The sequence below is a fragment of the Pseudomonas sp. NFACC25 genome (genome assembly GCF_900100935.1).
Classification (GTDB): Bacteria; Pseudomonadota; Gammaproteobacteria; order Pseudomonadales; family Pseudomonadaceae; genus Aquipseudomonas; species Aquipseudomonas marginalis.
Map to the genome: position 1 here is coordinate 500,531 of NZ_FMUC01000004.1, position 24,714 is coordinate 525,244.

Here is a 24,714-nt window from a genome sequence, read left to right on the forward strand (position 1 = left end):
GCCATAGAGGAAATAAAGAAGCAAGTGCGCTTGGCGATAGGACCACTTCGAGGTATACCAGCACCTGCTCGGAGAAAAGTACATACAGCCCATTATTGACGAATTACACGGGCTGGCGAAGTTACGCCGCACACGCCAACGGCGGAGCAATCAACGGTCCCAATAGCGCGCTGGTCATGGGCTGCCTGCACGTCAAGTCAATCATTGGTGCTTTCTTCACCCCTGAGTTGGCGGCTCATGGCATCGCAGCTCTGCGACCACGAGGCCAGCCATTCCGGCATCTCTGGCGACCGTTCGGGCAGTCCCAGTTCTCGAACAAACTCGCTTGGCGGAACAATACCTTTCGCTGAACGAAATAGACCTCGCATTACGACAACGCCGATCACTCTGCCTTTGCTCACAAATCGATGCTCCATGAAGCTCCACTTGTCGTCCCAGCCAAGCATCCTTGTGTGGATTTCAAACGCTTCAAACAGTCTAAGCTCACGACGAAATTTACCCCAAGTGTCTCCGACGATGGGCAGCGCCTTTGCTCTAATAGCTACTCGATAGGCGCCACTGCGCAAAACGAAATCCATGCGTCCGACATCGGCCAGGGTGAAATATCGGCCGTTGGTGACATGTCGATTGAAGTCGAGGTCCAGTGGCCAGACGCGCATTCGGATGACGGTTGATTCCAGCGCTTTTGCCGGTCTGCGCCAAGGTCGACGAAGCAGCATGAGGAGAAGTCGAAACCAGAGATTCATAAAGACGCCGATAGTTGAATGATTGGCGTACTTTAAAGTGCTGAGGGGTGAGCCAGGTAGGTCCCTAAATGACTTAATTCTGCGCAAAAGTACATTCCGATCACTCATTCTATGGTTTAAGTTTTTCTAGCGGGTTTCGCAGGCGTCTATCGCGCTATCTGCGGCCTGTGGGTTTCGCGACCTTTGTCCGCCCGTTCTCGGCGATTGCCCAAGGTGCACGGCGAGTCGCTGGGGGGCGTCCTCCCTCGACCCCCTCCAGCAAGCAAGCACCCGAAAAGCTGCAACTGGACGGCTTTTAATCAGTGCCATCTATCTCAGGTCCTCTGTTAGATTAAATATATATAGCTTGCCGAGTGCAAAGCTGTTGGAAGTCATAAGAGGGTTAAAAGGTCAGGTACTAAGCTGCCTTGTGCGAAAAAGTGTCATAAATAAAATTTCTTTTGATTCAATGGGTGAGAACAGGCAGTCAGTAACTTTAAGAAAGTCAATATGCGAAACCATGAAGTTTTATTCATGTTGGTGGCTGAGGAGCCCTGATTTGCGATGCTTGATATTGCTGCAACCCTTCAAGTACATTTCATTTAACTTCCAGTATCAACGCTCACCAACAGGAAGTTACCTTCTTCCCGCGCGCATCAAGATGGTATTGATGCGGTTACGGCGAAAGGAGCAAACTGGGTAGGCATATTTTCTGGTATCAATGAAACGTCACATAAATATCGAATTAGAAAATCAAAAGCACAGATACAAGATCTCATTAACCGAGGTGTACTGTATGCAAAATCACTGGGCCTGAAAGTTCGCTACGCCGCCCGATTATCGGCGAGTACAGCTTCGTACATACCGCAAAGCTTCATGTGACCGCCGGCTCCCGAAATAGAAACTGCTATCACTGGATAGACCCGGTTTACTTGAGCGAGTAAGCCGTGCCATGAATCTTATGCGAGCACCTCAACATGATGGGGCATGAGTGGTTGACAGGCGTCGGTCTGATTTTCCTTGGAATAATAACGGGATTCGTCGGGACCAACACCGGTGGCAGTGTGTTTTTGACCGTTCCGGTGATGATCTGGCTGGGGATTGCACCTCAGTCGTCGATCGCCACTGCGCGCCTGGCCTCGGTAGGCACCATCGTTGCCGGACTGCGGCACTTCCATAACCAGGGAAAGGTCGATTATGCGCTGGCCTTTCCAGCTGCGGTACTGGGGTTGGTTGGGGCTCTGGCAGGCGCGAGCCTGCTTCTTCAAATAGATCCCGCGCTGCTGCACAAGGTAATTGGCGGGCTGACATTGCTGCTCGTCGCACTGTCTCTTATAAAAAAACCTCGTAGCGGCGAAACACCTCCCTCAGCGATCAGACGTCTGTTTGGCTATATCCTCTTTATCCCCGTGGGAATGATCGGCGGGCTATTTGGTGGGCAAGCCAAACTCTCGACGTATTTATTCATTATCTTTTTCAGAAAAACCATCAGCGAATCGGTGGGGACCCGCAAAGTCGGTGGGCTGGTTCTCTCCGTGGGTTCATTACTGATTTTCGGCGTCAGCCGCCTCATTGACTGGCAGTACGGATGTTGCCTGATTATTGGCACGCTATTGGGTGCAAATGCCGGCGCGAAGTTTGCCTTAAAGAAGGGCGACCAGTGGATGGAAGCAGTTTTCAATCTAGTCGTGGTCGCGTTGGCATTGAGGATGCTGTTCTGGTGACCAGATCGGATGGGGACTCGCAAATACGTAAATGGCCTCACCTGTTTGCCAAGCCTTCATCCACAAATGGTCATGTCCTGTCTTTCATGTATTCGATCTCACAGGCTGTAGGCGTAAGCTTTGGGTTTTGCTTGCCTGGCGGCGGTATCAGGGAGTGCCAACTAGTACATCACCCAAAATCGAACTCAGGATGTACTAGAAAAATGTTGGGGTGAGTGAGTGTGGGGGACAAATGTTGGCAACAAAAAACCTGCACAAGGCAGGTTCTATGTGGGTTTCAGCGACTTCTTGGGAGGTCGTGGAACGTAATGATGGTGCCCGAACCCGGAATCATAAAAAAAATAAGCTTTTGATATGTATAGAGTATTTGCGTTTTGTGTGCTGCTTCTATCCCTAAAAATATCCTAATTTTCCAGGTCTGCTGCGTGTTCGGATCCTGGTCATTTTGTGAAGTGATTTTAGTGAGTTTTTTATTGGAAAGTCCGAAAAAAGTTTGGCTGTAAGCGTCCGCCCGACACCCTCTTGCTGATCAGACCTTTGCCTGCTTCAACCTCTGATTGATCCACTCGCAGTCAAACGCCGTCGGATCGAACCCATCATCCCCATACCACTCCGACATTGCCTCATGCTCAGGGTGATTCGGATCCGCCAACGCTGCCAGAAAATCGTCATGCCCAGGTGCACCACCAATGTCTTCCAGCGGGCGGCACGCGAACGCAAAAACACCGTTGTCATCGCTGAAAGCCATTTCGTTTCCTGCTCACTGTTTAGTGCCCGATCGTGGCACGTAAGGCCGTATGACGTAGCAGAGCGATGCCAGTTGCGATTAGGGTATTCTTCATAAGTGAGAGTCCTGCCTCAGATTCAATCTATGCGCTTAACGATACCGAAGCGGCCGTTTTTAAAGTCGCTGGCACGGAGGACATCCGGGGCAGCTTGGTCGCAGCTGTAGGTCGAGTAGCTCACAGGGGGGATTACCAAATCGATCTGAGCTACGATTCGCGCAGCCTGAAGATGAGGCAACGATGTGTAGCGGCTTGGTTATCGCTTCATTTGAGACTTGGAGCCCCATGGAGAATCTGATATTCGCCTTGTGAGCAAAGTCATTCGCTTCGTCGTGGTAATTACCAGGAACGTCGCATAGCTGCTCCAGCTGACAAATCAATCCCCATGCTGACCGCAAATATAAGCGACACGCTGCGGCTGTGAACAACATATGGGCAAGTGAGCAGGCAAGTAAGCTAGGCTGTTCGCACGACAGTCCGTCGATATTCGATGGCCTGAAAATAAAGGCGCTATGAATGTCAAAGCATTTGCTGTTGGGCTGGACCCGTTCCTTGTGCGTGCTTGCTGCCTTGAGCGGCGCGGCCACCATGGCAGTTGCTGCCCCGCCTGAAAAAACCGCTACGGCGCCATCGGACATGCAATCGGTGTCCCTGGCAGGCGGCAAGCTGAAGTTCGTGCTGGAAGGCGTCGAGGCCCGTGCCTTGAACAGCGAGAACGGCGGCACGATGTACTTCGATCCGAAAAGCGAGCGGGCCATCATCGTTACCGAAGGTCCGGCGCCGACTGCGGGCACCACCCCGGACGCTGCGTTTCGCCTTGCCGTGGATACCTTGAAGGAAAAGCAGCAGGCCGCTTCACCCAACTTTCGCATGACCAGCGAGAAGACCATTCAGGTGAACGACTTGAAGATGTACCGCCTGGACGGCACCGACGATTTCAACGGCCTGAAACTACTGATGGCCTCGTTGATGGCGATGAACGATCAGACGATCACCATCATCGAAGTGATGTCCAGCGTAAACGACCCGGCCGGCCATACCGCTGCGTTGAAGAACATTCTGGGCAAGTAAACCGCAGGTTTCCGGATAGTAGGCTGTTGGCTTGCTACGGTCTGTCCATCACAAGGAACCCGTATGAGCTCGTGCGCAAAGCTTGCCCAACTCGGTCGTTCCATAGCTTTAGCGCAATATAAAACTCAATAAATAGCTTTGCCTGCACGCGCTGATCGGATTTCTGGTTCTAAAGGGAAACGCCACGATTTGGCTGCAGCACACTTGCGCTATAGCTTCGATACGAAGCTGCCTTCTAAACTGCGGACAGACTCCTGATACTTCTTGTTGGGTTGCCGCAGTGTGTGATGAATAGAGTGCTTATCCAAGGTTTCAAGGGCACTACATCAGATGTTCGGTCTTGCCGACCACGTAACGCCAATCGGCGCCGCCCAGATCGACGTCTTCCCACCGCATCTGCACTAATTCGCCAGGGCGGACCGGCAACATGACCAGCAGGCGCAACGCTGCCGTCGTTGCAGTCATCCAGACGCAGCGGAAACCTGCCCAGGTCGACTGGCCTTTCGATTGCCGGATTGCTGGTGACGATATGGCGGATCTTCAGCTCCTCGATGTTGCTGAGCGCCACGTTGCGCTCCACCCAGCCGCGGCCCTCGGCAAACCCAGGATGGCGCGGATGATGGTGCGCACGCGCCGGGCCATGGCCAGGGTGCGTTGACGACGCAACTCGGTGATGATCGTAGTGATGTGCTCCAGCTTGATCTCGCTGACCGGTTTTTTGCCAATGGCAGGCAAGATGTGGTTGTTCAGCGCTCCGGTCGACCCGAGATGGATTTGGTCACCAGTTCGGCAGGCTTGAATGCCAACCCTTGCTTGGCCACGTACGCGAAGGTGCGCTCTTCATTGAGCAACTTCGCCTCGATCTTGGCGGTCTTGGCCTTGAGCGGGACGATGTGATTAGCCACATCGCGGCGTGCGCCGCGGGCAATGTCGCGCGCCTCCTTGAGACCAATGTCGGGGTAAGCGCCGATGGAGAAGCGGTTTTCCTTGCCATGCAGGCGATACTTCAATCGCCCAACCTTGGAAGGAGATTTGTCGACCTTGCTTGACGCCCTTACCTCCAAGTAGAGCCCAGGGACTTCGCCATCGGCGTGTTTACCCGGTTCGGCCAGCGAGCGGATCAAGGCATCGCTGAGTTTTCGTTTGAAAACAACCGCAATATCTGGGGGCATCGGTGGGGGCATCCTTTTTAAGGAACCGAAATTTGCCCCCCATTGTGCCCCCAGTCACATGCGCTGCTCGAGCAATTGTGAATTCGCGCCCTAGCGGTGATCCACCGCAGTATTTGATCGGGCTCAGTGGTACAACCCCTTTGAAATTGGCAGGTTCGTCCACTTTGCAGATGCTTACTGACGGCCAGCCTGCTGCTATCTACTGATGCATCTCGGTCACGGACATAGTGAATACCAACTTGGATCTGCCAGCGTTGGAATAGGAATGGGGAACATCGGTTCTGGCCACTGCCGAACTCCCCGCAGGGATGACCAGCTCTGTTTCCCCTACCACGCATTTCAGCGTGCCTTTCTCCACATGAAACAGCTCAAGCGTGCCCTGAGGATGTCCCTGTGAAGCGAAAAATTCGCCTGGGTGCATTTCCCAACGCCACAGCTCGATCATATTAGGACCGGACGTTCCTGCCAGAAGCCGCGCCGTTCCTCCCAGGTCCCCGGTCCAGAGCGTGGGGATGTCTTGGCTGTCGATGATATGGGCGGATGGGGCTTCGGTCACGTTGACGATGTCTGCAACGGACAGGCCCAACGCGGCAGCGATTTTGCAAAGGATGCCGATACTGGGGTTCGCCGTACATTTCTCTATTTCGACGACCATTCCTTTGCTCACCCCTGAGCGGCGAGAAAGCTCATCCAATGTGATCTTCTGTGCTTTGCGCGCCTGTTTGAGCGTGCGCGCGACGGCCAGGCTGACGGCTTGAGCGTCAGCACCAGGGGTAGTCGACAGGCTGGTATTCGTGGTCATTGATGAGGGTCATGAGAAAAAATGTGTGGGGATTCTCGGCCTTTACCAATTGCCCCGTCAATCTGCGCACGCGTTATAGTAGATGATATTGGTCATTATATTGACTTTATTGGTCGTCACTGACTAGCATGAAATGACATTTGGATTCCTGGAGGTTTTTGATGCTGTCCGTACTGCCGTTGATCGATCAAGCCGTTGCAGAATTGGCTCCGGAGTTCAGGGCCCTGAGCATTGTGGTGGACGCTGCGTCACTGACCCATCCTGAGGTTGCTCAGGCAGCCCTGGACCGTGCTTGCAAGGCTGTACAGGAAGGTGGGCCAAGCTGGGGAGAAGCTCACCTGGCCGCATGGGCGGAGACATTCCGAAAGTTCGGCGCCAAGCCGCAGCGTACGCCCTGTTCAGCTGAGGCGCTGCGTAAACGGGTTTTGCGTGACGGAAGCTTGCCTAGCCTGGATCCCATCGTCGATCTCTACAACGCAATCAGTATTGAGTACGCCATCCCTGTTGGCGGGGAAAACATTGAAGCCTATGTGGGCTCCCCTCGGCTCGTAGTCGCTGATGGCACTGAGCCTTTTGACACGATGAAAGAAGGTGCTCCTGCTTTCGAATATCCAGACCCCGGCGAGGTTGTCTGGCGCGATGACAAAGGCGTGACCTGCCGTCGCTGGAATTGGCGGCAAGGTGTCAGGACCCGTCTCGGTGCTGACGCGAAGAGCATGTGGTTCATTCTGGAGAGTCTGCCGGCGATGCCGCTTGAAGCCTTGACGGAAGCGGGGGACAAACTCATCGAAGGGTTGCAGCAAATGATGCCAGGCGTCCAGATCGAAAGCTCACTGATTGGTCCTGGGGCCAAATAGTCCATAGACCACTGCAAGGAGTGATGACGATGTTTACCGGCCTTAGTGCATTTCCTCTGACGCCTATGGATGAGCAGGGTGTGGACGAAAATGCTTTTACTCGTCTTGTGCAGCAATTGGTGGCAGCCAAAGTAGATTCCATCGGGGCTCTAGGATCCACTGGGGGCTATGCGTATCTTTCTCGAGCCGAACGTTCTCGAGTTGCTCAGTTGGCAGTAGAGGCCGCGGAGGGCGTGCCAGTGATGGTGAGCATCGGTGCGCTGCGTACACGCGACGTTTTGCTGCTGGCCGAGGATGCGCAAGCCGTGGGAGTCAAAGCCTTGCTGCTGCCACCCGTGTCGTATCAAAAACTGACTCAGGACGATGTGTTTTCGATGTACGAAATGGTCTCGGCCAACGTCTCAATCCCGCTATGTGTCTATGACAATCCTGGTACCACCCATTTCGAATTTACCGATGAATTACACGGGCGTATTGCAGAGCTACCCAATGTCAGCTCAATCAAAATCCCTGGCGTCCCCGAGGCGCCGCATCTGGCCAGGGAGCGCGTGGAGCGCCTGCGAAAATTGATTCCGAGTCACGTAACTATTGGAATAAGCGGCGATGCGTTTGCCGCTGTTGGAATGAACGCCGGCTGCGATGCCTGGTATTCAGTCATGGGCGGTTTTTTCCCCAATACGGCGCTCGCCATCACACGAGCAGCATTGTCAGGTGACGCCTTTGAGGCTACGCGCCTCTCCGAATCCTTGAAGCCGCTTTGGGCATTGTTCAGCCAATTTGGAGGTAGCTTTCGCGTGATAGCCACTGCCGCGGAGCTACGCGGCATGACTCACTCTCCGAGCCTGCCTTTGCCGCTTAGAACCATCGAAGGGGCAGGACGCAAGCAAATTGCAGCGGTGATAGACGTGCTTGAATTGAGCTGAGCACTGCGGTGAATACTCTGCCTCCTCATGGTTGAGGAGGCAGATATCCAACTGCCTACAGTTTCAAAAACGTTGTGAAATGATCTTGGTATCCCTCCAGGATTTCCCTGGGTAGGATCGTGCTAACACTTCCTCGATGCTGGAGCCCATGAGAAAGCACATGAGCAAGGATTTGCTCCTTGGTCATATTGCCCGGTTTGCCATCCTTGAAGAAAAATTCCACCGGTTCAGACAGCTCTTTTGCAGTGACTGATTTTGTGTAGTCAACAAACCATTGATTTGCCTTTGTGAATGCCTCTTCCAACTGACGAATGTCTTGCTGCTGCTCAGTGACGACGTCGTCAAACTTCTCCGGTTTTCCCTGCAGTCTGGCGATGAATAGCTGGTCCACAATATTGATGTGCCTGAGCCAATAACAGGCCTTCTCCATCTCCACAGGGAAGGACTGTGCAACGGGCGCTTTCAAGCACCTGAGTAACACATCCTCAGACCATGCCTTGTACTGATAAAGCGAGTGCAGCAGATTCTTGGCACACATAGTGTTCTCCCATTTTTCAAGCATTGTCGGCCGTGGCACATCCCATGAGCTGGTGCAAAAGGGGGGCTCGTGTATCAGGAACGGAATACCGTTGGTGAGATATTATAGTCGATATATTGACTTTTTTGGTCGTTGGCTTGAAGCTGGATCAAAGGCGATTAACGCTACCGCATTGAATTCCGGCGAAGACCCAGCTTGCAGGTGGCCCGCTCGGGAATAGCTTGAGGGTGTCTTGGATCATGAAATACGTCAGCACACGGACCCCTGGTAGAACGTACGAATTCAGCGAGGTGCTGATGGGGGCGTACGCGCCTGACGGGGGCTTGTACGTGCCGCACAAGGTTCCCCGCTTCAAAAAGGAGGAGCTCTCAAAGCTCGAATGGTTGCCCTTCCATGAATTGGCTCGCTACGTAATCGAGCCCTTTCTGGGAGGTTGGATCGAGCGGGATCAGTTGTCTCGTATCCTTGAGAAGACTTTTGATTGTTTTAAAAGTAACGCAGTGACACCGCTTTACCAGACCGCGAGTAACGAGTGGATACTTGAATTGTTTCATGGGCCGTCAGGCGTCTATCAAGACGTCGGCCTTCAATTGATGGCTCGCTTTATCGATCATAATTTGCTGAGGTCTGGGAAGAAGGCGCTGGTTATAGGTTGTACCGGTGGAGATACTGGCGCTGCAGCAATAAAAGCATTTTCGGGAATGAAGGGCGTTACGCTGTTGGTATTGCATCCTTCCACGGGGTTGACGGCGGAGGACCGCCGACGCTTACTGAGTACGCACGAAGATAATGTTGTGAATGTTGAGATTGACGGAGACTATTCTGATTGTCATCGTTTGTGTGAGCAGTTCCTGAAAAAAAATAATGATGCGCAGCAGCATCTCATTTCGTTCAACTCAGTGCATTGGGTTCGCGTGCTTGCGCACCTGTCGTTCTATTTCTATTCTGCTCTTCAACTCGGTGCGCCTAAAAGAGAGATTGCTTTCAGTGTCCCGACTGGAAATTTTGGCGCCCTGTATGCTGGTTATATTGCCAAGCAAATGGGGCTGCCCATTCGACAGCTTATCGTTGCCACGAATGCTAACGCCGGACTGCATAATTTTCTCCAATCAAATTTTTATAGGCGAAATGAGATTCGTGCTACCAAAATCCCCACTATGAATGTTTCATTGGCCTCTAATTTTGAGCGCATACAGTGGAGCATCTTAAATCGATGCGGAGAAAAAGTAGCTCGTAATATGCAGCTGCTAGAAGGCGAGGGCACTATTCAGTTAGCGCAGGATGAATGGTTGGAGGCACGCAAACTGTTTGACTCACTGGCTGTGGACGATGCAGACGCATTCAGTTGTATTCATGAGGTCTTTGCAGAGAGTGGATATCTGGTCAGTCCCAATACCGCTATCGGCTTGCGCGCTGCACGTATAAGCAGACGCAGCTTGATGATCCCCATGATTTGCCTGGCAACCACACATCCGTCGAAAGTTGACACTGCAACCCAAAAGTCAGAGGTTGTTGGCCACCTAAATACTGTTGGTGCTCCTGCAGTCGCCGAACAAGACTGTACTTCAATTCCCAACGACGTCAGGTCGCTGATCTCGCTGGTCAGGGCCTTATCCAAAGACACGGAGTCTCACTCGTTATAAGTCCGGAGCCAGAGATGAAACGTGTTTTAGATAAGGTTGATGAAAAGATTTTGGAGGAGCTAACTCGCAATGCACGGTTGGCCCACAACGATATTGCCCTAAAAGTCAATTTGTCCAGGAACGCAGTCAGGCTGCGGATTGAGCGATTGGAGCGCGATGGGTATGTCCGAGGCTACACAATTATTAAAGGTATGCCTTCAGCTGATGCAGGACCCATTAATGCATTAATCTTCGTTTATCGTAAGGATCGTATGCGAGATTCAGAAGTTGTTCGCTCCGTTGGTGCAATGCCTGAAGTTATTTCCTGCAATGTGATGAGTGGCGACCTCGATATTGTACTGACGGTTCAGGCGATGAATGCAGATCGTATCCACAGGGTATGGAGTGAGATCTCGACGCTGCCGGGAGTCCTGAATACCGTAACGTCTTTTGTTCTGTCGAGCACAAAATAGCAAGTTGCGCTGTTGCACGAGCATTTTGCTCGCAACAACGTTCTGTTTGCCATATTCGTAAAGTTAAGTTGGCGGCTTACTATCTCAGCACCACAACATAACAATGAGAACCCTGTCGTGACTGAATACAAAATTGCGTTGCTTGGATTTGGTGGCGTTAACCGCGCGCTGACCCAGCTTATTGCCGATAAGAATTCGCGTTGGGCCGATGAATTAGGTTTTACCTTGAAGATTGTCGGTGTCAGTGACCTTTACCTCGGTTCGATCATTAACAAAGACGGCCTGGACGCTCGTGAATTGGCAGCAGTGCCTGCTGCTAAAGGCAGTTTCAGGACCCTGGCCGGCGGGACTGCTGAGCCGGCAAACGAAACCGTTATCCGCTTCTCTGGCGCCGATATTGTCGCTGAGGCAACGTTCACCAATCCTGTGGATGGTGAACCGGCTACGACCTTCTGCCGCTGGGCTCTGGAAAAGGGCGTCAGTGTCGTGACCACCAACAAAGGGCCCGTGGCGCTGCATGCACAAAGCTTGAAGACGCTGGCCGATAGCACCGGCGCCCGCTTTGAATTTGAAGGTTCTGTCATGAGCGGGACCCCGGTTATCCGTTTGGCCAAGGAGTCACTGGCAGGCTCGGAAATCACCGGCTTCAAGGGGATCCTCAACGGCACGTCAAACTTTGTCCTCTCCAGCATGGAGACGGGGTTGGACTTCTCGAGTGCTGTCGCAAAAGCCCAGGAGTTGGGTTACGCCGAAGCCGATCCAACAGCGGATGTAGAAGGGCACGATGTGCGCTTGAAGGTCGTCATCCTCGCCAATGAACTACTGGGCGCAAAACTCAAACCAAGCGATGTCTTGTGCAAAGGGATCTCTGAAATCACGGCCAAGGATATTGCCGAGGCGACGAAAGCAAATGCCCGCTGGAAGCTGATTGGCAGCGCAGAGAAACGGAGCGATGGTTCGATTTCGGCATCGGTGAGTCCCCAGCTCTTACCGGCGAACGACGCGCTCTCAGCCGTGAGCGGAGCCACCAACGCAATTACCTTCAACACGGCCATTCTCGGTCCCGTCACTGTAGTGGGGGCGGGGGCAGGTCGTTTTGAAACCGCCTTCGCATTGCTCGCCGACATCGTAAGCATCCACAACCACAAAACCACGTCAGGTAAGTAATCATGAATAGCTTGAGTCTCTCGCTCGCTGCTGATTATAAGGCCATTACGGTGCTCAGCCCGTTTGACGGCAGCAAGGTGGGTGAAGTGGCAGACATACCCGCATCCTCCGCTACCACGATAGTTGACACCGCCATTTTAGGCGCCTTGATTGCCAAGGATCTGCCACGCCATGAGCGTGCGCGTATCTTGGAAAAGGCTGCAAGCTCAGTCGAGCGTGACAAAGACGCCTTTGCCAAACTGATCGTCGCGGAGTCGGGAAAAACGCTGAAGCAGGCGCGAAAGGAGGTATTGCGCTGCGTCAACACCTTGAAGTTGTCTGCCGAAGAAGCCAAGCGCAATGCCGGTGAAGTCATTCCTTTTGACGCCTATGTCGGGTCTGAATCCCGTCAGGGCTGGTTCACCCGTGAACCGTTGGGCGTCATCGTCGCCATCACCCCTTACAACGACCCGCTTAATCTGGTCGCGCATAAATTGGGGCCTGCCATTGCAGGAGGAAATGCAGTTGTTCTCAAGCCGTCTGAGCTCACACCGCTATCAGCGATCAAGCTGGTGGAGTGCTTGGTCGACGCGGGTCTGCCTCCGGTTGTTGTCACCGTCGCGACAGGCGCCGCCGCCCTGGGCAAGGCTCTTGTGGCCCACCGTGCAGTGCGCATGGTGTCTTTCACCGGCGGCTTTGTCACTGGTGAGCAGATCGCTCGTACAGCTGGCCTCAAGAAGCTGGCGATGGACCTTGGCGGTAATGCGCCGGTCATCGTGATGGCTGATTGTGATTTGGATGAAACCGTTGATTCATGCGTGTCGGGGGCTTTCTGGGCGGCCGGACAAAACTGCATCGGTACCCAACGGATCCTCATCGAAGCTTCACTCTATGAAGCCTTCAAAACGCGCTTTGTTGAACAGACCTCTAAGTTGATCGTCGGCAACCCTGCAGATGAGCAGACGGACGTAGGGCCGATGATTACCGAGGCGTCAGCCAAGCGTACCGAGGAAGTGGTCAATGACGCCATTGCCAAAGGCGCCACGTTGTTGGTTGGCAACACACGTAACGGCTCGCTCTATTCACCTACCGTGCTGGAAGGCGTCGACCGCCATTGCAAGTTGTGGTGCGAAGAAGTGTTCAGCCCGGTAGTCATCCTCCAGCGCGTCGGCTCCCTGGATGAAGCATTGGCGCTGGCTAACGAACCTGAATACAGCCTGCATGCCGGGATCTTCACCAGCAATCTGAAGGTTGCATTGACCGCCGCTAAACGACTGGAGGCGGGCGGGGTGATGATCAACGACTCTTCCGACTACCGCTTTGATGCAATGCCTTTCGGCGGTTTCAAGTACGGGAGCATGGGCCGTGAGGGCGTACGTTTCGCTTACGAAGACATGACCCAACCCAAGGTTGTTTGCATTAACGGTGTGAGTGGAAGCTAAGCAACTCGCTCAACTCAAGAATGAAACACACAACAATAAAGAGGAAACGACATGCGCCCCGACAAGCACAATCTTTCGACATTATCTGCAGCGACGCTGGCTGTTCATGGCGGCAATGTCGCGGATGTCACCAGTGGCGCCGTCCGTACACCATTGGTCATGGCAAACTCCTATCTCTTGCCGGAAGATCCGGCGACCATGGACTGGTCGAGCCCGGACGGGCTCGTGTACACACGCAATCAAGGCCACAACCAGGTTTGCCTTGAGAAGAAACTCGCAGCCCTTGAAGGGTGTGAAGACGCGGTGGTATTCGCGACCGGTGTTGCTGCCTTGCACTCGGTATTTTTTTCATTCTTGAAAAGTGGTGATCACGTCATCGTCAGTGACATCACCTACCAGGCAGTCTGGCGGCTTTTCGCCGAACTACTGCCTGAACGTTACGGCATTGAGGCAACCTTCGTAGACGTCGGTGACCTGGAATCGGTACGTAACGCCATTCGCCCCAATACCAAGCTGATCCACACTGAAACGATTGCCAACCCCACCACGAAAGTTGCGGACATTGCCGCATTGGCTGAGATTGCACACGCCCATGGCGCGCTGATCTCTGTGGATGCCACATTCACGCCGCCTCCATTTTTTCGTGCAAGTCAACATGGTGTCGACTTCGTCATCCACTCATTGACCAAGTACATCAATGGCCATGGTGATGCCATGGGCGGGGTGGTGATCGGCTCCAATCCGTTGATCAACAAGATCAAGAATGATGCATTGGTTGACCTCGGCGCGACCATTTCGCCGTTCAACGCGTGGATGATCATGCGCGGTTCGGTCACGTTGCCACTGCGCTTGAAGCAATTGCTGAACACGGCCGAAAAGTTGGCCCAGTTTCTGGATGGCGACGATCGGATTGCCTATGTCTACTACCCCGGTTTGCCTTCCCACCCGCAGCATGAGTTGGCGCGTCGGCAATTTGCGGGCAAAGGCTATGGTGCTGTGATGGCGTTTGCCGTAGAGGGCGATCCTGACACCCAGAATCGCTTTGTCTCGAACCTGCGCATCATCACGTCGGCCGTTTCATTAGGGCATGACGAATCACTGATCGTGCACGTAGGGGCAGAGGGTCGAGGTGGCTTTGACAAGTACCCTGAAGAGTTCCGCGAGTATGGTCATTTGCGCTTTTCTGTCGGATTGGAAGATCCAGATGACTTGATCAAGGATATTGCGTTCGCGCTGGACGCAACATTCAAGTGATTTAGTTGATAGCGTCACGGAACTAGGGTTTGGTCAACCCGTCCTTACCCCCGTCCTCGCGGGGGTCTTTTTAATAACGTTGACGTTTTAATTGCGCCTGGCGCGGACAGTCTTTGCGTTTTTTATTGTTTGGGAGTTGCTCATGGCTTGGGTGAGTTTGATCATTGCAGGACTATTTGAAGTTGTGTGGGCTTTTTCGATGAAACAATCTGAAGGATTTACGCGGTTAGTGCCCACAGTCATTACATTTGTCACTGTGATTGCCAGTTTCGCGCTTTTATCCTTCTCGATGAAGAGCTTGCCGCTGGGTACGGCGTACACCATCTGGACAGGGATCGGCGCTGTGGGCGCTTTTGCGGCGGGTATTTTCTTCATGGGTGAACCCGCCACGCTGTTGCGTATCGTGGCGGCCGTATTGATTGTCAGTGGGTTGTTAATGATGAAGCTGGTGTCTGCTTGAAAGGCGAGCATTTTGCTCGTGATAACGTTCAATTTGCCATATTCGTAAAGTCGTCGTACTCAGGTAACGTTCAAGTCGAGACGCAGGTCTCGCTAAATAATAATGAGTGTCACGGTTAATGCTGACAGATGTTTACTGCCCTTAATCCAACTACAATATCTAGGGATGTAATTATGATTTCGCTAAAGAAACTGTATTTAGTAATGGGCTTGGCGTTGTGCACAAGTGCAGTGTCTGCCAAGGAATACTCCACCTTGCGTTTCGGCGTAGATGCCAACTACGCACCGTTTGAGTCCAAGGCCGCCGATGGCAGCCTCAAGGGATTTGATATTGACTTGGGCAACGCGATTTGCGCCAGGCTTTCAGTCAAATGCATCTGGGTGGAAAGCGATTTTGATGGCCTGATTCCGGGCCTCAGGGCCGGCAAGTTCGACGGCATCCTGTCATCCATGACCGTGACGGCCACTCGTGAAAAAGCCATTGATTTTTCAAACGAGCTTTTTTCCGGGTTCACGTCCTATGTGTTCAAGAAAGGTTCGGGCCTGAGCACAGATGTGGTGTCACTCAAAGGCAAAACGGTTGGCTATTTTCAAGGCAGTATCCAGGAAGCCTACGCCAAGGCCGTGCTGGACAAAGCCGGGGTAAAAATCCAGTCCTATCAGAACCAGGACCAGGTGTATTACGACCTGGTAGCGGGGCGGCTGGATGCATCCCTGCAGGATGCGCTTCAAGCTCAACTGGGTTTTATCAACTCACCCCAGGGCACTGATTACGAAATGAGCCCATCGGTAGAGAGTCCTTATCTTCCCTCCAAGACAGCCATCGGCATCGCCAAGGGCAATGCAGAGCTCAAGGCCCTGCTGGATAAAGCGATCCAGGCCCTTCACGACGATGGCACCTATGATTCGATCCAGAAGCAGCACTTTGGCGATCTGAATCTCTACAGCGGTAAATAACCACCCGGCGCTCGTCCGCTGGATGGGCGTTTTCGCTATAGGTTGTTGATCATGTTCGAAACACTATTAGGCGCATTGGGGCTGTCTGCATTCAGCTTGCAAGGCTTCGGCCCACTGCTGCTCGAAGGCGCCTGGATGACCGTCAAGCTGTCCCTATCCGCCCTGGCGCTCAGCGTATTGCTCGGGCTGATTGGGGCCAGCGCCAAACTGTCCAGTCTTAGGCTGCTGCGCCTGCCAGCGCAGCTCTACACCACGCTGATTCGTGGGGTGCCCGATCTGGTACTGATGCTGTTGATTTTCTATAGCCTGCAAACCTGGCTGACGGTCATCACGGTGGCGTTGGGCTGGGAGTACATCGAAATCAATCCCTTCGTCGCAGGAATCATCACCCTTGGGTTTATCTACGGCGCCTATTTCACCGAAACTTTCCGCGGCGCCATGCTGGCGGTACCCCGTGGCCAGGTTGAAGCTGCTACCGCCTACGGGTTAAGTCGCACACAGCGTTTTCGCTTCGTGGTGTTCCCGCAAATGATGCGGTTTGCCTTGCCGGGTCTTGGCAACAACTGGATGGTGATTCTCAAAGCCACCGCGTTGGTGTCGATCATTGGCCTCGCTGATTTGGTAAAGGCTGCCCAGGACGCAGGAAAAAGCACCTACCAATTGTTCTTTTTCCTGGTACTGGCTGCACTGACCTACCTGATCATCACCAGCGCCTCCAATTTCATCCTGCGCTGTCTGGAAAAATACTACGCCGCCGGTTCACGGGAGGCGGTGCGATGATCGAACTACTGCAGGAGTACTGGAGGTCATTCGTCTACAGCGATGGCCAGCAAATCACTGGTCTGGCCATGACATTGTGGTTGCTCAGTGCATCGCTTTTCATCGGATTTATCGTGTCTATCCCACTGTCCATCGCACGCGTGTCGTCCAGGTTTTATGTGCGCTGGCCGGTGCAGTTTTATACCTACCTGTTCAGGGGTACACCGCTCTATATCCAGCTGCTGATCTGCTACACCGGGATCTATAGCCTGGCCGCAATACGTGCTCAGCCTGTGTTGGATGCATTCTTTCGCGATGCGATGAACTGCACCATTCTTGCCTTCGCGCTGAACACCTGCGCCTACACCACGGAGATATTTGCCGGGGCTATTCGCAACATCGCCCATGGGGAGGTCGAGGCTGCAAAAGCGTATGGCCTCTCTGGATGGAAGCTCTACGCGTTTGTGATTATGCCGTCAGCCTTGCGTCGGTCGCTGCCGTATTACAGCAACGAGGTGATCCTGATGCTGCACTCGACCACTGTGGCATTCACCTCCACGGTTCCGGACATTCTCAAAGTCGCCCGTGACGCTAACTCTGCGACCTTCTTGACCTTTCAATCGTTTGGGATTGCGGCGCTGATTTACCTGGCGGTGACCTTTGCGCTGGTCGGTTTGTTCCGAATTGCCGAACGTCATTGGTTGGCTTTCTTAGGGCCGACTCACTGAGTCCTGTGTCTGACAGGGCCGCTCCCGAACTGCTTAGAGGAAGATTGCGAACATGTACAAATTGACGGTTGACGGGCTACACAAAAGTTACGGTACCCATGAAGTACTCAAGGGTGTTTCCCTGCAAGCCAAAACGGGCGATGTCATCAGCCTGATCGGCGCCAGTGGCTCGGGGAAGAGCACGTTCCTGCGCTGTATCAATTTCCTCGAAACACCCAACGACGGCGCCATGAGTTTGGATGGCAAGCAGATCTGCATGGTTAAAAATCATGCAGGATTACGTGTGGCGGATGACCGCGAGCTGCAACGGCTGCGTACCCGCTTGGCCATGGTCTTCCAGCATTTCAACCTGTGGGGACACATGACCGTGTTGGAAAACATCACCATTGCCCCGCGGCGGGTGCTAGGCGTCAGCAAAAAAGACGCAGAAGATCGTGCCCGGCGGTACTTGGATAAAGTCGGCTTGCCTGCCCGTGTTGCCGATCAGTTCCCTGCGTTTCTTTCCGGAGGTCAACAGCAGCGGGTAGCGATCGCCCGCGCCCTCGCCATGGAGCCCGAAGTCATGCTGTTCGACGAACCCACCTCGGCGCTCGACCCTGAGGTGGTGGGCGAGGTGCTCAAAGTCATCCAGGGCCTTGCTGAAGAGGGGCGCACCATGATCATGGTGACCCATGAAATGGGGTTCGCACGCAAAGTGTCAAACCAGCTGCTGTTTCTTCACCAGGGACTGGTTGAAGAGCAGGGCGGACCTGAGATCCTGGATAATCCCAGAAGTGAACGCCTGCAGCAGTTTCTCTCCAACGGGCTGAAGTGAAATACCTTGGCTATGACCAGCGGAAGGAAGATCCACGGGCCCCCGGAGTGTTTGGGACGCATCGACGAGGCCATCGTCGATGTGCTGCGCTGCAACGGGCGCATCACCTATAAAAAACTCGCCTCATTGGTGCACTTGAGCGAGAGCCCTTGTCAGCAACGCGTTCGTAAGCTGGAAAGGCTGGGCGTCATCCGCGGCTACGGGGCATTCATTGACGAGCATAAGCTATCGCCCGGTTTGTCACTGGTGGTTCTAGTGACACTGGCAGACGACAGAGGATGCCGCACGCAAAAGATGTTTGAGGCGCTTGTCAGTGCTTGCCCGCAAGTCATTGAGTGTCACCTGGTGAGTGGTGCGCTTGATTACTGCCTGCGGATACGCTGCCGGGATATGGAGCATTTCCGATCAGTCACTGAGTCCTGGCTGGAGAGCACTGAACTGCACATCGAGAAACTGGTGGCCTATCCACAGTTGGCCGTCATCAAGCCGTCATCAACGCACCTCGGTATCGAATAACAATTACAACACCCCAAGCCTATGGATAAACCATGATGATTGCGAACCTGAAGTTCAGTCATAAGGTATTGCTTGCGGCATCATTCGTTGTTGTCGCAGCGTTTTCGCTTTTTACGCTTTACAACGACTCGATTCAACGCAAAACCATCCGAACGAACCTTGAAAACCACCTCGAGGAAATGAGCAAGATCACTGCTGCAAGTGTTCAGTCCTGGCTCTCCGGGCGAATACTTCTGGTTGATCATGTCGCCCAGACGGTTGCCAATGATCCCGCGTCGCAACACATCACGCGGCTGCTGGAGCAGAAGTCGTTGCTCTCGACGTTCACCTTCACTTATCTAGGCAGTCGTGACGGCAGTTTCGTCATCAGGCCAGAGGACGATCTACCTGCTGATTACGATCCTCGCACCCGGCCTTGGTATACCGACGCAATGGCTGCCGGAGGGACAACGCTGACCGAACCTTACCTGGATGTGACGACAGGGCAACTGATGATGACCATTGCAACGCCGGTCAGTCACGATGGCCAGGCGCTTGGGGTGGTAGGCGGGGACCTGACACTTGAGACGCTGTCGACCATAGTCCGCTCGCTCGACCTGGGTGGAATGGGCTATGCCTTTCTGGTCAACGCAGATGGCAGGGTGCTGGTTCATCCCGAAAAAGAACGGGTGATGAAGCAATTGAACGATATTTACCCGCTGAACACGCCATCCCTTAGCTCTCATATCAGCGAGACGGAGCAGGACGGAAAACCTCAAGTTCTGATGTTCTCGCCGATCAAGGGACTGCCTTCGGTGAACTGGTATATCGGTTTGTGCATCGACAAAAGCAAAGCTTATGCGGCACTTGATGATTTTCGCACTTCCGCCATTTTATCGATGATTGTTGCCGTGGCGACCACGCTGCTTCTGCTGGGGCTGCTTATTCGCGTACTGATGCGGCCCCTGAGATTGATGGGTACAACCATGCGGGATATCGCCCAGGGAGAGGGCGACCTTACCCGCCGCTTGGGTGCACACTCGAAAGATGAGTTCGGAGAGTTGGCCGCAGACTTCAACCTTTTTGTGGAGCGCATCCAGCGCTCAATACGTGAGGTGTCTTCTGCCACCGAGCACGTCAATGAAGTGGTCAGGCACGTAACGCAGACCTCCAGTGCCTCCATGGCAAACTCGGACGACCAGGCCAATCGCACCAACAGTATTGCGGCCGCGATTAACCAACTCGGCGCGGCGGCCCAGGAAATCGCGCGTAACGCGGGTGATGCTTCCCTCCAGGCGTCGGATGCCCGGTGCCAGGCTGAAGATGGCCGCGAGGTAGTGACCCAAACGATAAATGCCATGGGTGCGCTCTCGGGGAAAATCCGCACGTCATGCAGCAACATAGAAGCGCTGAATGGTAAGACGGAAAATATCGGGCGGATTCTTGAAGTCATCAAAGGCATTTCCGAACAGACCAACCTGCTGGCACTTAATGCCGCGATCGAGGCCGCGCGGGCGGGTGAAGCCGGGCGTGGGTTTGCTGTTGTAGCGGACGAGGTCCGCAGCCTGGCTTACCGCACTCAGACCTCAGCCCAGGAGATCCATTCAATGATTGCAGAGCTTCAGATGGGCGCACGTGAGGCGGTACTCACCATGAACGAAAGCGAACGCTACAGTAAGGACGGTGTGATTATCGCCAACCAGGCCGGTGAGCGGCTGGGCAGTGTCAGTCAGCGCATCGGCGAGATTGACGGAATCAACCAGTCGGTAGCGACAGCAACGGAAGAGCAAACTTCAGTTATCGACTCACTGAACATGGACATCACCGAGATCAAAACCCTCAACCAGGAAGGGGTGGCAAACCTGCACGCCACACTGCTTGCCTGTGATGATCTTGAACGACAAGCCACACGACTCCAGCAGTTGGTGGATGGCTTTCGAACATAGGCCATCCCCCACAGAGGGAAGCGTTAAATCAGGTGCGGGAGAGTAGAAGCTTAAAACCTGCGGCGCCAAAGACCAACGCAAGGGTGCCTTCAATCCATCGACGCGCCCTGCGATAACCCCGAATCATCGGCGCCGTAGAGAAAACGATCGCATAACCGCAGAAAATAGAAATGCTCAACACGGCACAGCCAGCCAGGATGATCATAACTGTTTCAGGTGTCGCTTGTGGTCCCAGACCGAGCGTCATCGTGGCGATCCAACCCAGTAAAGCCTTTGGGTTGGTCAGGTGCATAAGCAAGCCCCGCCGATAGAGGCCAAAACCCGAGATAGGCGGTGCTGCGGCCAGCGCTTTCTCAATTTTCTCGTCAGGTGTCAGGGCAGAACGTCCCGCTTTCAGGGCTAGGAACAACAAGTATGCTCCGCCGACGATCTTGAGTACGAAGAGTGCCTCTGCGAATTGAAGCAGAATGGCCGAGACGCCTGTGGCGGCCATTGATCCCCAAAAAAAAGAACCACTGATGACTCCGGCTGCAAGCATCAGCGCAGGTTTTCTGCCTTGGTGCATGGCAACGCCCATGATTCGCATGTTGCTGGGGCCAGGGCTGGCAGCTCCCACAATGTAGGCTGTGAATACCAGCAGTAAGTGGTGCAGATCAAATGACATTGTTAGCCTCTGGAAGAATGCATGGCAGCCAGCAGCTTAAGTGGTTCCAACGTGCACGTCATTCCATCAGTTGCCCAAATCTGACCCGTTCTCCTCTAGTTCTTCTCGGAAATTTTTTGTTCGGTACAGCCTTTTCAGGCATAACGCTTACCCCAAAACAGACTGTCGGTGTTCAAGGGGGATGATTCAGCCCCTGCAGTTTTAAATCCTATAATCAACCCTTGATCTGCACGCGCACAGCATGGGTAGAAATACCGTAGCGATCGTGTAACGTCGGAAGCGCACCAACAACGAGAAACGTGTCCTGCAACACTATTTGTCTGAACGTCGGCGTAACCTGGCGTTAAAGGCTCTCAGGGTCGCCGAAGAACATTTTGACAGGGCTCTAGGACAATATTTTCAGCTCAAAAAATCTAAAATATGCCCCCAGATCCGCCCCCACTCGCATCGGGTGTGCGAGCGATCGCGAATGGTGACTTCTGACACGGACCTCGGTGGCCGTGGCGGGTATTCAGTGCGCCTCCGTATACTGGATGAGTAACCCGTATCTGGCAAACCCTTGCTCGTTCGGAAGAGGACATGGGTAATGAGTCGATACCTTTAAGCGGTGTTGTCGGGTCTGTTTTTCAGCATCTATCCTTCGCTGTTCATGGCCAGTTAACCTTTTGGGCTAGCTCGGTGATCAGTCATTAGGCAAGTGCAACTGCACTTCCATGGCGTCATGAAGGAGTCTGACGACCTCGATCACGTCGTCGTTTGCCACACGATAGAACACGATATGACGTGGGCTTTTGACCGTTCCATGGGTTTGTTTGGCCTGCTGGCGTGAATAGATGAGGTGATAGCTGCGAAGGCCCGGTGCAAGCTCATCGCGGTCGTGGCTGCCAATGCGATAAGGCGTGTCGGCAAGCGCTTGCAGCGCCGCGAGGATCAGTGCCTGGTAGCGCTGGCGTGCTTGATCGCCGAACTGTGTCTGGGAGAGCCTGAGGAGATGTCAACAATGTCGGCGCGCGCCGGGTTGGAAATCCGATACTGCGGCATGCTCAGTGTTTCTCGCGCGCGGGGAGGGTTGCCTCCAGGCTCAAGCCCTCGAGGTAGTGCTCCAGATCTCCTTCGTTCACCTGAGTAAAGCGCCCGCGCTCAAGATCCATGATGCCGATTGAGGTCGCCTGACGCAGTGCCTCAATTTTGGCGGTGTCTTCGGCGACGCGCTGTTCCAATAGCCGCAAACCTTCTCGCATCACTTCGCTGGCATTCTGATAACGGCCGGACTGTACCAAGTCATGGATAACCTGTTCCTGGTGAGGGGTGAGCACAACGTTTCGCGTCGCCATAACTAGCTCCAGTTCCATGCAAACAGGTACTTTTGATTGTTGGCATATTATGCCATTTTCGTTCAGGAGAATAGTTTGGGGCCGACATTCGGCGATCAGGTGATAGCTGACTCGGCGCTAATCAGCAAGATTCAAAGTGATCCACCCATTAATAAAACAACCTGTAGATTGATTTGAAGATTGATATGCCTGACTGTGCGTGGGAGGAGGCGCGCGATGTGTGCTTCTTGATCCGCCCTGAAATCGAGCGGCATGTTCGATGCCCATCAATATTTGCGTTTAGAGGCATCAAGAGAGGTTCCAATGCCCTACGAGTTAGAAAATCGCCTGGTGATCGGCGTCGCTTCCAGCGCTGTGTTTGATTTGCTGGCATCGGACGCAGTATTTCAGAGTCAGGGGGAGGAGGAGTACCGCAAGTTTCAGCAAAAAAATCTTCACGACCCGCTTCCTAAGGGGATAGCGTTCCCCTTCATCAAGCGCTTACTGTCAGTGAATGACCTTAGCGTCGATCCTACGGATCCGCTCGTCGAGGTAATACTTCTTTCGCGCAATGATCCCGACACTGGGCTGCGCGTGCTGAAGACTATCGAGCATTATGGCCTTGGGATGACAAGGGCGATTTTCATGCAGGGAAAATCCCCTTATGAATACATACCAGCACTGAATATCGCTTTATTTTTGTCGGGTGACAAAAAAGACGTGGAAGCGGCAATCAAGGCCGGGTACCCGGCTGGCCAGGTGCTCGATTCAAAATTTGAAGACGACGAAGCTGATAAAACCCTACGTATCGCATTCGACTTTGACGGCGTACTCGCCGGCGATGAGTCCGAAACAATCATGCAGGCCTCTGGGTTGTCTGAGTTCCATGCGCACGAAGTGAAAAACGTTATGCAGCCCCATAACCCGGGGCCGCTGAAGGAGTTCATGGTGCGGATATCCAAAATCCAGTCGGTCGAGGAGAAGCACAAAAAGCTCAATCCTAAATACGAAAACCGCATACGCGTCTCGATCGTCACAGCCCGCAATGCTCCGTCTCATGAGCGTGCGATGAATACACTCAAGAGTTGGGGTGTCATGGCCAATGACGCATTCTTCCTGGGTGGCATCGAGAAAGGCAAAATTTTAGGCGTATTGAAACCACACATCTTCTTCGATGACCAATCAGGGCACCTTAAATCGACTAGCGCCGTTGCTCCATCCGTGCACATTCCTTTCGGCATCACCAACCATGTCGCTACTGTGGATGCGCTAGAGCCTGAAGCGGATCAGGTCCAGCAGGTGGTGTAACACGGTGGCTTGAGCGCGTAGTACTACAGGAACTCGTATCGGTTCTGTACTGCGTACCCGTTCCAGCCTTGATGACGACGTTGTCTCGTCGATTTGCAACCAGTCACCAACGTGCTCGATAGCGAATCCATTTCCCGAACGATGAACCCCAAGGTGGATAGGGTACAACGTGAGTATCGATTCGGTAATTTCCGCCCGGTCTGGTCTGATCGGAGCGGTACCATTGACAGGTTGGGGGATGAGAGGACACGGGTGCATCCAGTGCCTTACTATGCCCCAACTGACATAGCGTTTTTTCCATCCATGGCCAAATTCTTTCCAGCACTCGATCATGCGGAATTCCGCAGCAAAGGCGAATTTACGCTTTTTCAGGAACTAGCGGCACTTGACGATGGGTTTGTCGTCATCCACTCGCTACCTTGGCTACGCGGCCGGACAAAGCGGGTGTACTCGCAGGATCTGCAGGACTACCTGCGAGTTTCTTTAGAGAGGAGGCACCTTGAGCTCCAAACGTTTGGCTCGTGCATCTGTCAGGCTGACAACAGGATAATTGCCGAAAGCCGTGAGTCCTTGCTTGCCATTGGGTTTGGTGTATCGAAAGCGCCATCCCTTTCGGCCGTTAGGCTGGATTAGCAGAAAAAGACCGTCACCATCGAACAGACCGTATGGGTGATCTTTAGGCTTGGCCGTACGGCAAGCAGCGTCAGTGAGGGGAGCAGTGGTACGTGGCATAAGTA

The 24,714-nt window shown here is 53.6% G+C and carries 26 protein-coding genes and 4 pseudogenes; 18 read left to right on the plus strand and 12 right to left on the minus strand.

The window, feature by feature from the left end; all coding sequences use genetic code 11:
- Nucleotides 1-197 precede the first annotated feature (197 nt).
- Nucleotides 198-746 (minus strand): thioesterase family protein, encoded by a 549-nt coding sequence (locus BLQ09_RS13120; RefSeq protein ID WP_027606639.1) that lies wholly within the window; start codon nt 744-746, stop codon nt 198-200.
- Between the two features lie 956 nt (nt 747-1,702).
- Between BLQ09_RS13120 and BLQ09_RS13125 the strand changes: the two genes are divergently transcribed.
- The gene (locus BLQ09_RS13125) at nt 1,703-2,449 is read left to right on the plus strand and encodes a sulfite exporter TauE/SafE family protein (RefSeq protein WP_027606638.1); all 747 of its coding nucleotides are present in this window, start codon (nt 1,703-1,705) and stop codon (nt 2,447-2,449) included.
- A 529-nt stretch (nt 2,450-2,978) separates the two neighbouring features.
- On the opposite strand, the gene BLQ09_RS13130 is transcribed toward BLQ09_RS13125, so the two are convergent.
- Nucleotides 2,979-3,197: an IS1096 element passenger TnpR family protein gene (locus BLQ09_RS13130; RefSeq protein ID WP_027606637.1), complete on the minus strand. Its 219-nt coding sequence runs from the start codon at nt 3,195-3,197 to the stop codon at nt 2,979-2,981.
- A 553-nt stretch (nt 3,198-3,750) separates the two neighbouring features.
- Here BLQ09_RS13130 and BLQ09_RS13135 point away from each other — a divergent pair.
- The gene (locus tag BLQ09_RS13135) at nt 3,751-4,305 is read left to right on the plus strand and encodes a DcrB/PsbP domain-containing protein (protein WP_027606636.1); all 555 of its coding nucleotides are present in this window, start codon (nt 3,751-3,753) and stop codon (nt 4,303-4,305) included.
- Between the two features lie 321 nt (nt 4,306-4,626).
- On the opposite strand, the gene BLQ09_RS31260 is transcribed toward BLQ09_RS13135, so the two are convergent.
- The 4 genes from BLQ09_RS31260 to BLQ09_RS13150 form a co-directional block, all read right to left on the minus strand.
- Nucleotides 4,627-4,770: a hypothetical protein gene (locus tag BLQ09_RS31260; RefSeq protein WP_155954380.1), complete on the minus strand. Its 144-nt coding sequence runs from the start codon at nt 4,768-4,770 to the stop codon at nt 4,627-4,629.
- Nucleotides 4,771-4,845: 75 nt separating this feature from the next.
- On the minus strand, nt 4,846-5,040 hold the full coding sequence (locus BLQ09_RS31000; RefSeq protein WP_158277068.1) for a phage integrase central domain-containing protein: 195 nt from the start codon (nt 5,038-5,040) through the stop codon (nt 4,846-4,848).
- An 11-nt stretch (nt 5,041-5,051) separates the two neighbouring features.
- Nucleotides 5,052-5,477, minus strand: a complete 426-nt coding sequence (locus BLQ09_RS13145) for an Arm DNA-binding domain-containing protein (RefSeq protein ID WP_092357196.1) — start codon at nt 5,475-5,477, stop codon at nt 5,052-5,054.
- A gap of 199 nt (nt 5,478-5,676) precedes the next feature.
- Nucleotides 5,677-6,279, minus strand: coding sequence for a helix-turn-helix domain-containing protein (locus tag BLQ09_RS13150; RefSeq protein ID WP_092357198.1), 603 nt, complete (start codon nt 6,277-6,279; stop codon nt 5,677-5,679).
- Between the two features lie 161 nt (nt 6,280-6,440).
- Between BLQ09_RS13150 and BLQ09_RS13155 the strand changes: the two genes are divergently transcribed.
- Together BLQ09_RS13155 and BLQ09_RS13160 are read left to right on the plus strand one after the other, a co-directional pair.
- Complete coding sequence (locus tag BLQ09_RS13155) at nt 6,441-7,136, plus strand: B3/B4 domain-containing protein (RefSeq protein WP_092357200.1); 696 nt, start codon at nt 6,441-6,443, stop codon at nt 7,134-7,136.
- Between the two features lie 29 nt (nt 7,137-7,165).
- Complete coding sequence (locus BLQ09_RS13160; RefSeq protein WP_092357202.1) at nt 7,166-8,059, plus strand: dihydrodipicolinate synthase family protein; 894 nt, start codon at nt 7,166-7,168, stop codon at nt 8,057-8,059.
- Nucleotides 8,060-8,114: 55 nt separating this feature from the next.
- Here BLQ09_RS13160 and BLQ09_RS13165 read toward each other — a convergent pair whose 3' ends face one another.
- On the minus strand, nt 8,115-8,597 hold the full coding sequence (locus tag BLQ09_RS13165) for a DinB family protein (protein WP_092357204.1): 483 nt from the start codon (nt 8,595-8,597) through the stop codon (nt 8,115-8,117).
- Between the two features lie 239 nt (nt 8,598-8,836).
- Between BLQ09_RS13165 and thrC the strand changes: the two genes are divergently transcribed.
- From thrC to BLQ09_RS31880, 13 genes and pseudogenes are all read left to right on the plus strand, one after another.
- Nucleotides 8,837-10,240 (plus strand): threonine synthase, encoded by a 1,404-nt coding sequence (thrC, locus tag BLQ09_RS13170; RefSeq protein WP_092357206.1) that lies wholly within the window; start codon nt 8,837-8,839, stop codon nt 10,238-10,240.
- 14 nt (nt 10,241-10,254) lie between these two features.
- A complete protein-coding gene (locus BLQ09_RS13175; RefSeq protein WP_027606629.1) occupies nt 10,255-10,692 on the plus strand; it encodes an Lrp/AsnC family transcriptional regulator in 438 nt (145 codons plus the stop codon).
- 117 nt (nt 10,693-10,809) lie between these two features.
- Nucleotides 10,810-11,859 (plus strand): homoserine dehydrogenase, encoded by a 1,050-nt coding sequence (locus BLQ09_RS13180; protein WP_092357208.1) that lies wholly within the window; start codon nt 10,810-10,812, stop codon nt 11,857-11,859.
- Between the two features lie 2 nt (nt 11,860-11,861).
- The gene (locus tag BLQ09_RS13185; RefSeq protein WP_092357210.1) at nt 11,862-13,280 is read left to right on the plus strand and encodes an aldehyde dehydrogenase family protein; all 1,419 of its coding nucleotides are present in this window, start codon (nt 11,862-11,864) and stop codon (nt 13,278-13,280) included.
- 51 nt (nt 13,281-13,331) lie between these two features.
- Nucleotides 13,332-14,534: a trans-sulfuration enzyme family protein gene (locus BLQ09_RS13190; protein ID WP_027606626.1), complete on the plus strand. Its 1,203-nt coding sequence runs from the start codon at nt 13,332-13,334 to the stop codon at nt 14,532-14,534.
- Between the two features lie 142 nt (nt 14,535-14,676).
- Complete coding sequence (locus BLQ09_RS13195; protein ID WP_027606625.1) at nt 14,677-14,994, plus strand: DMT family transporter; 318 nt, start codon at nt 14,677-14,679, stop codon at nt 14,992-14,994.
- A gap of 173 nt (nt 14,995-15,167) precedes the next feature.
- Nucleotides 15,168-15,950, plus strand: a complete 783-nt coding sequence (locus tag BLQ09_RS13200) for a transporter substrate-binding domain-containing protein (protein ID WP_027606624.1) — start codon at nt 15,168-15,170, stop codon at nt 15,948-15,950.
- A gap of 51 nt (nt 15,951-16,001) precedes the next feature.
- Nucleotides 16,002-16,730 (plus strand): ABC transporter permease, encoded by a 729-nt coding sequence (locus BLQ09_RS13205; protein ID WP_027606623.1) that lies wholly within the window; start codon nt 16,002-16,004, stop codon nt 16,728-16,730.
- Entirely contained in the window at nt 16,727-17,437 is a 711-nt protein-coding gene (locus BLQ09_RS13210) for an ABC transporter permease (protein ID WP_092357212.1), read from the plus strand. The genes BLQ09_RS13205 and BLQ09_RS13210 overlap by 4 nt, the downstream gene beginning before the upstream one ends.
- A 52-nt stretch (nt 17,438-17,489) precedes the next feature.
- Nucleotides 17,490-18,251 (plus strand): ABC transporter ATP-binding protein, encoded by a 762-nt coding sequence (locus tag BLQ09_RS13215; protein ID WP_027606621.1) that lies wholly within the window; start codon nt 17,490-17,492, stop codon nt 18,249-18,251.
- 12 nt (nt 18,252-18,263) lie between these two features.
- Nucleotides 18,264-18,767 carry an Lrp/AsnC family transcriptional regulator gene (locus tag BLQ09_RS13220; RefSeq protein WP_092357214.1) on the plus strand — a complete coding sequence of 168 codons (504 nt, stop codon included), beginning with the start codon at nt 18,264-18,266 and terminating at the stop codon, nt 18,765-18,767.
- A gap of 35 nt (nt 18,768-18,802) precedes the next feature.
- Nucleotides 18,803-19,834, plus strand: a pseudogene (locus BLQ09_RS31875) (cache domain-containing protein); the annotation flags it as partial.
- 93 nt (nt 19,835-19,927) lie between these two features.
- Nucleotides 19,928-20,692, plus strand: coding sequence for a methyl-accepting chemotaxis protein (locus BLQ09_RS31880; RefSeq protein WP_371263382.1), 765 nt, complete (start codon nt 19,928-19,930; stop codon nt 20,690-20,692).
- 28 nt (nt 20,693-20,720) lie between these two features.
- Here BLQ09_RS31880 and BLQ09_RS13230 read toward each other — a convergent pair whose 3' ends face one another.
- The 4 genes and pseudogenes from BLQ09_RS13230 to BLQ09_RS13240 form a co-directional block, all read right to left on the minus strand.
- Entirely contained in the window at nt 20,721-21,356 is a 636-nt protein-coding gene (locus BLQ09_RS13230) for a LysE family translocator (RefSeq protein WP_027606619.1), read from the minus strand.
- A gap of 214 nt (nt 21,357-21,570) precedes the next feature.
- Nucleotides 21,571-21,693 (minus strand): annotated as a pseudogene (locus tag BLQ09_RS31535) (transketolase family protein); the annotation flags it as partial.
- A 345-nt stretch (nt 21,694-22,038) separates the two neighbouring features.
- Nucleotides 22,039-22,397 (minus strand): annotated as a pseudogene (locus tag BLQ09_RS13235) (type II toxin-antitoxin system RelE/ParE family toxin).
- A 2-nt stretch (nt 22,398-22,399) separates the two neighbouring features.
- Nucleotides 22,400-22,690 (minus strand): type II toxin-antitoxin system ParD family antitoxin, encoded by a 291-nt coding sequence (locus BLQ09_RS13240; protein WP_092357218.1) that lies wholly within the window; start codon nt 22,688-22,690, stop codon nt 22,400-22,402.
- Nucleotides 22,691-22,993: 303 nt separating this feature from the next.
- On the opposite strand from BLQ09_RS13240, the gene BLQ09_RS13245 reads away from it, so the two are divergent.
- Nucleotides 22,994-23,977: a 5'-nucleotidase gene (locus BLQ09_RS13245; RefSeq protein ID WP_169899618.1), complete on the plus strand. Its 984-nt coding sequence runs from the start codon at nt 22,994-22,996 to the stop codon at nt 23,975-23,977.
- A 498-nt stretch (nt 23,978-24,475) separates the two neighbouring features.
- On the opposite strand, the pseudogene BLQ09_RS13250 reads toward BLQ09_RS13245, so the two are convergent.
- Nucleotides 24,476-24,709 (minus strand): annotated as a pseudogene (locus BLQ09_RS13250) (Arm DNA-binding domain-containing protein); the annotation flags it as partial.
- Between the last annotated feature and the right edge of the window lie 5 nt (nt 24,710-24,714).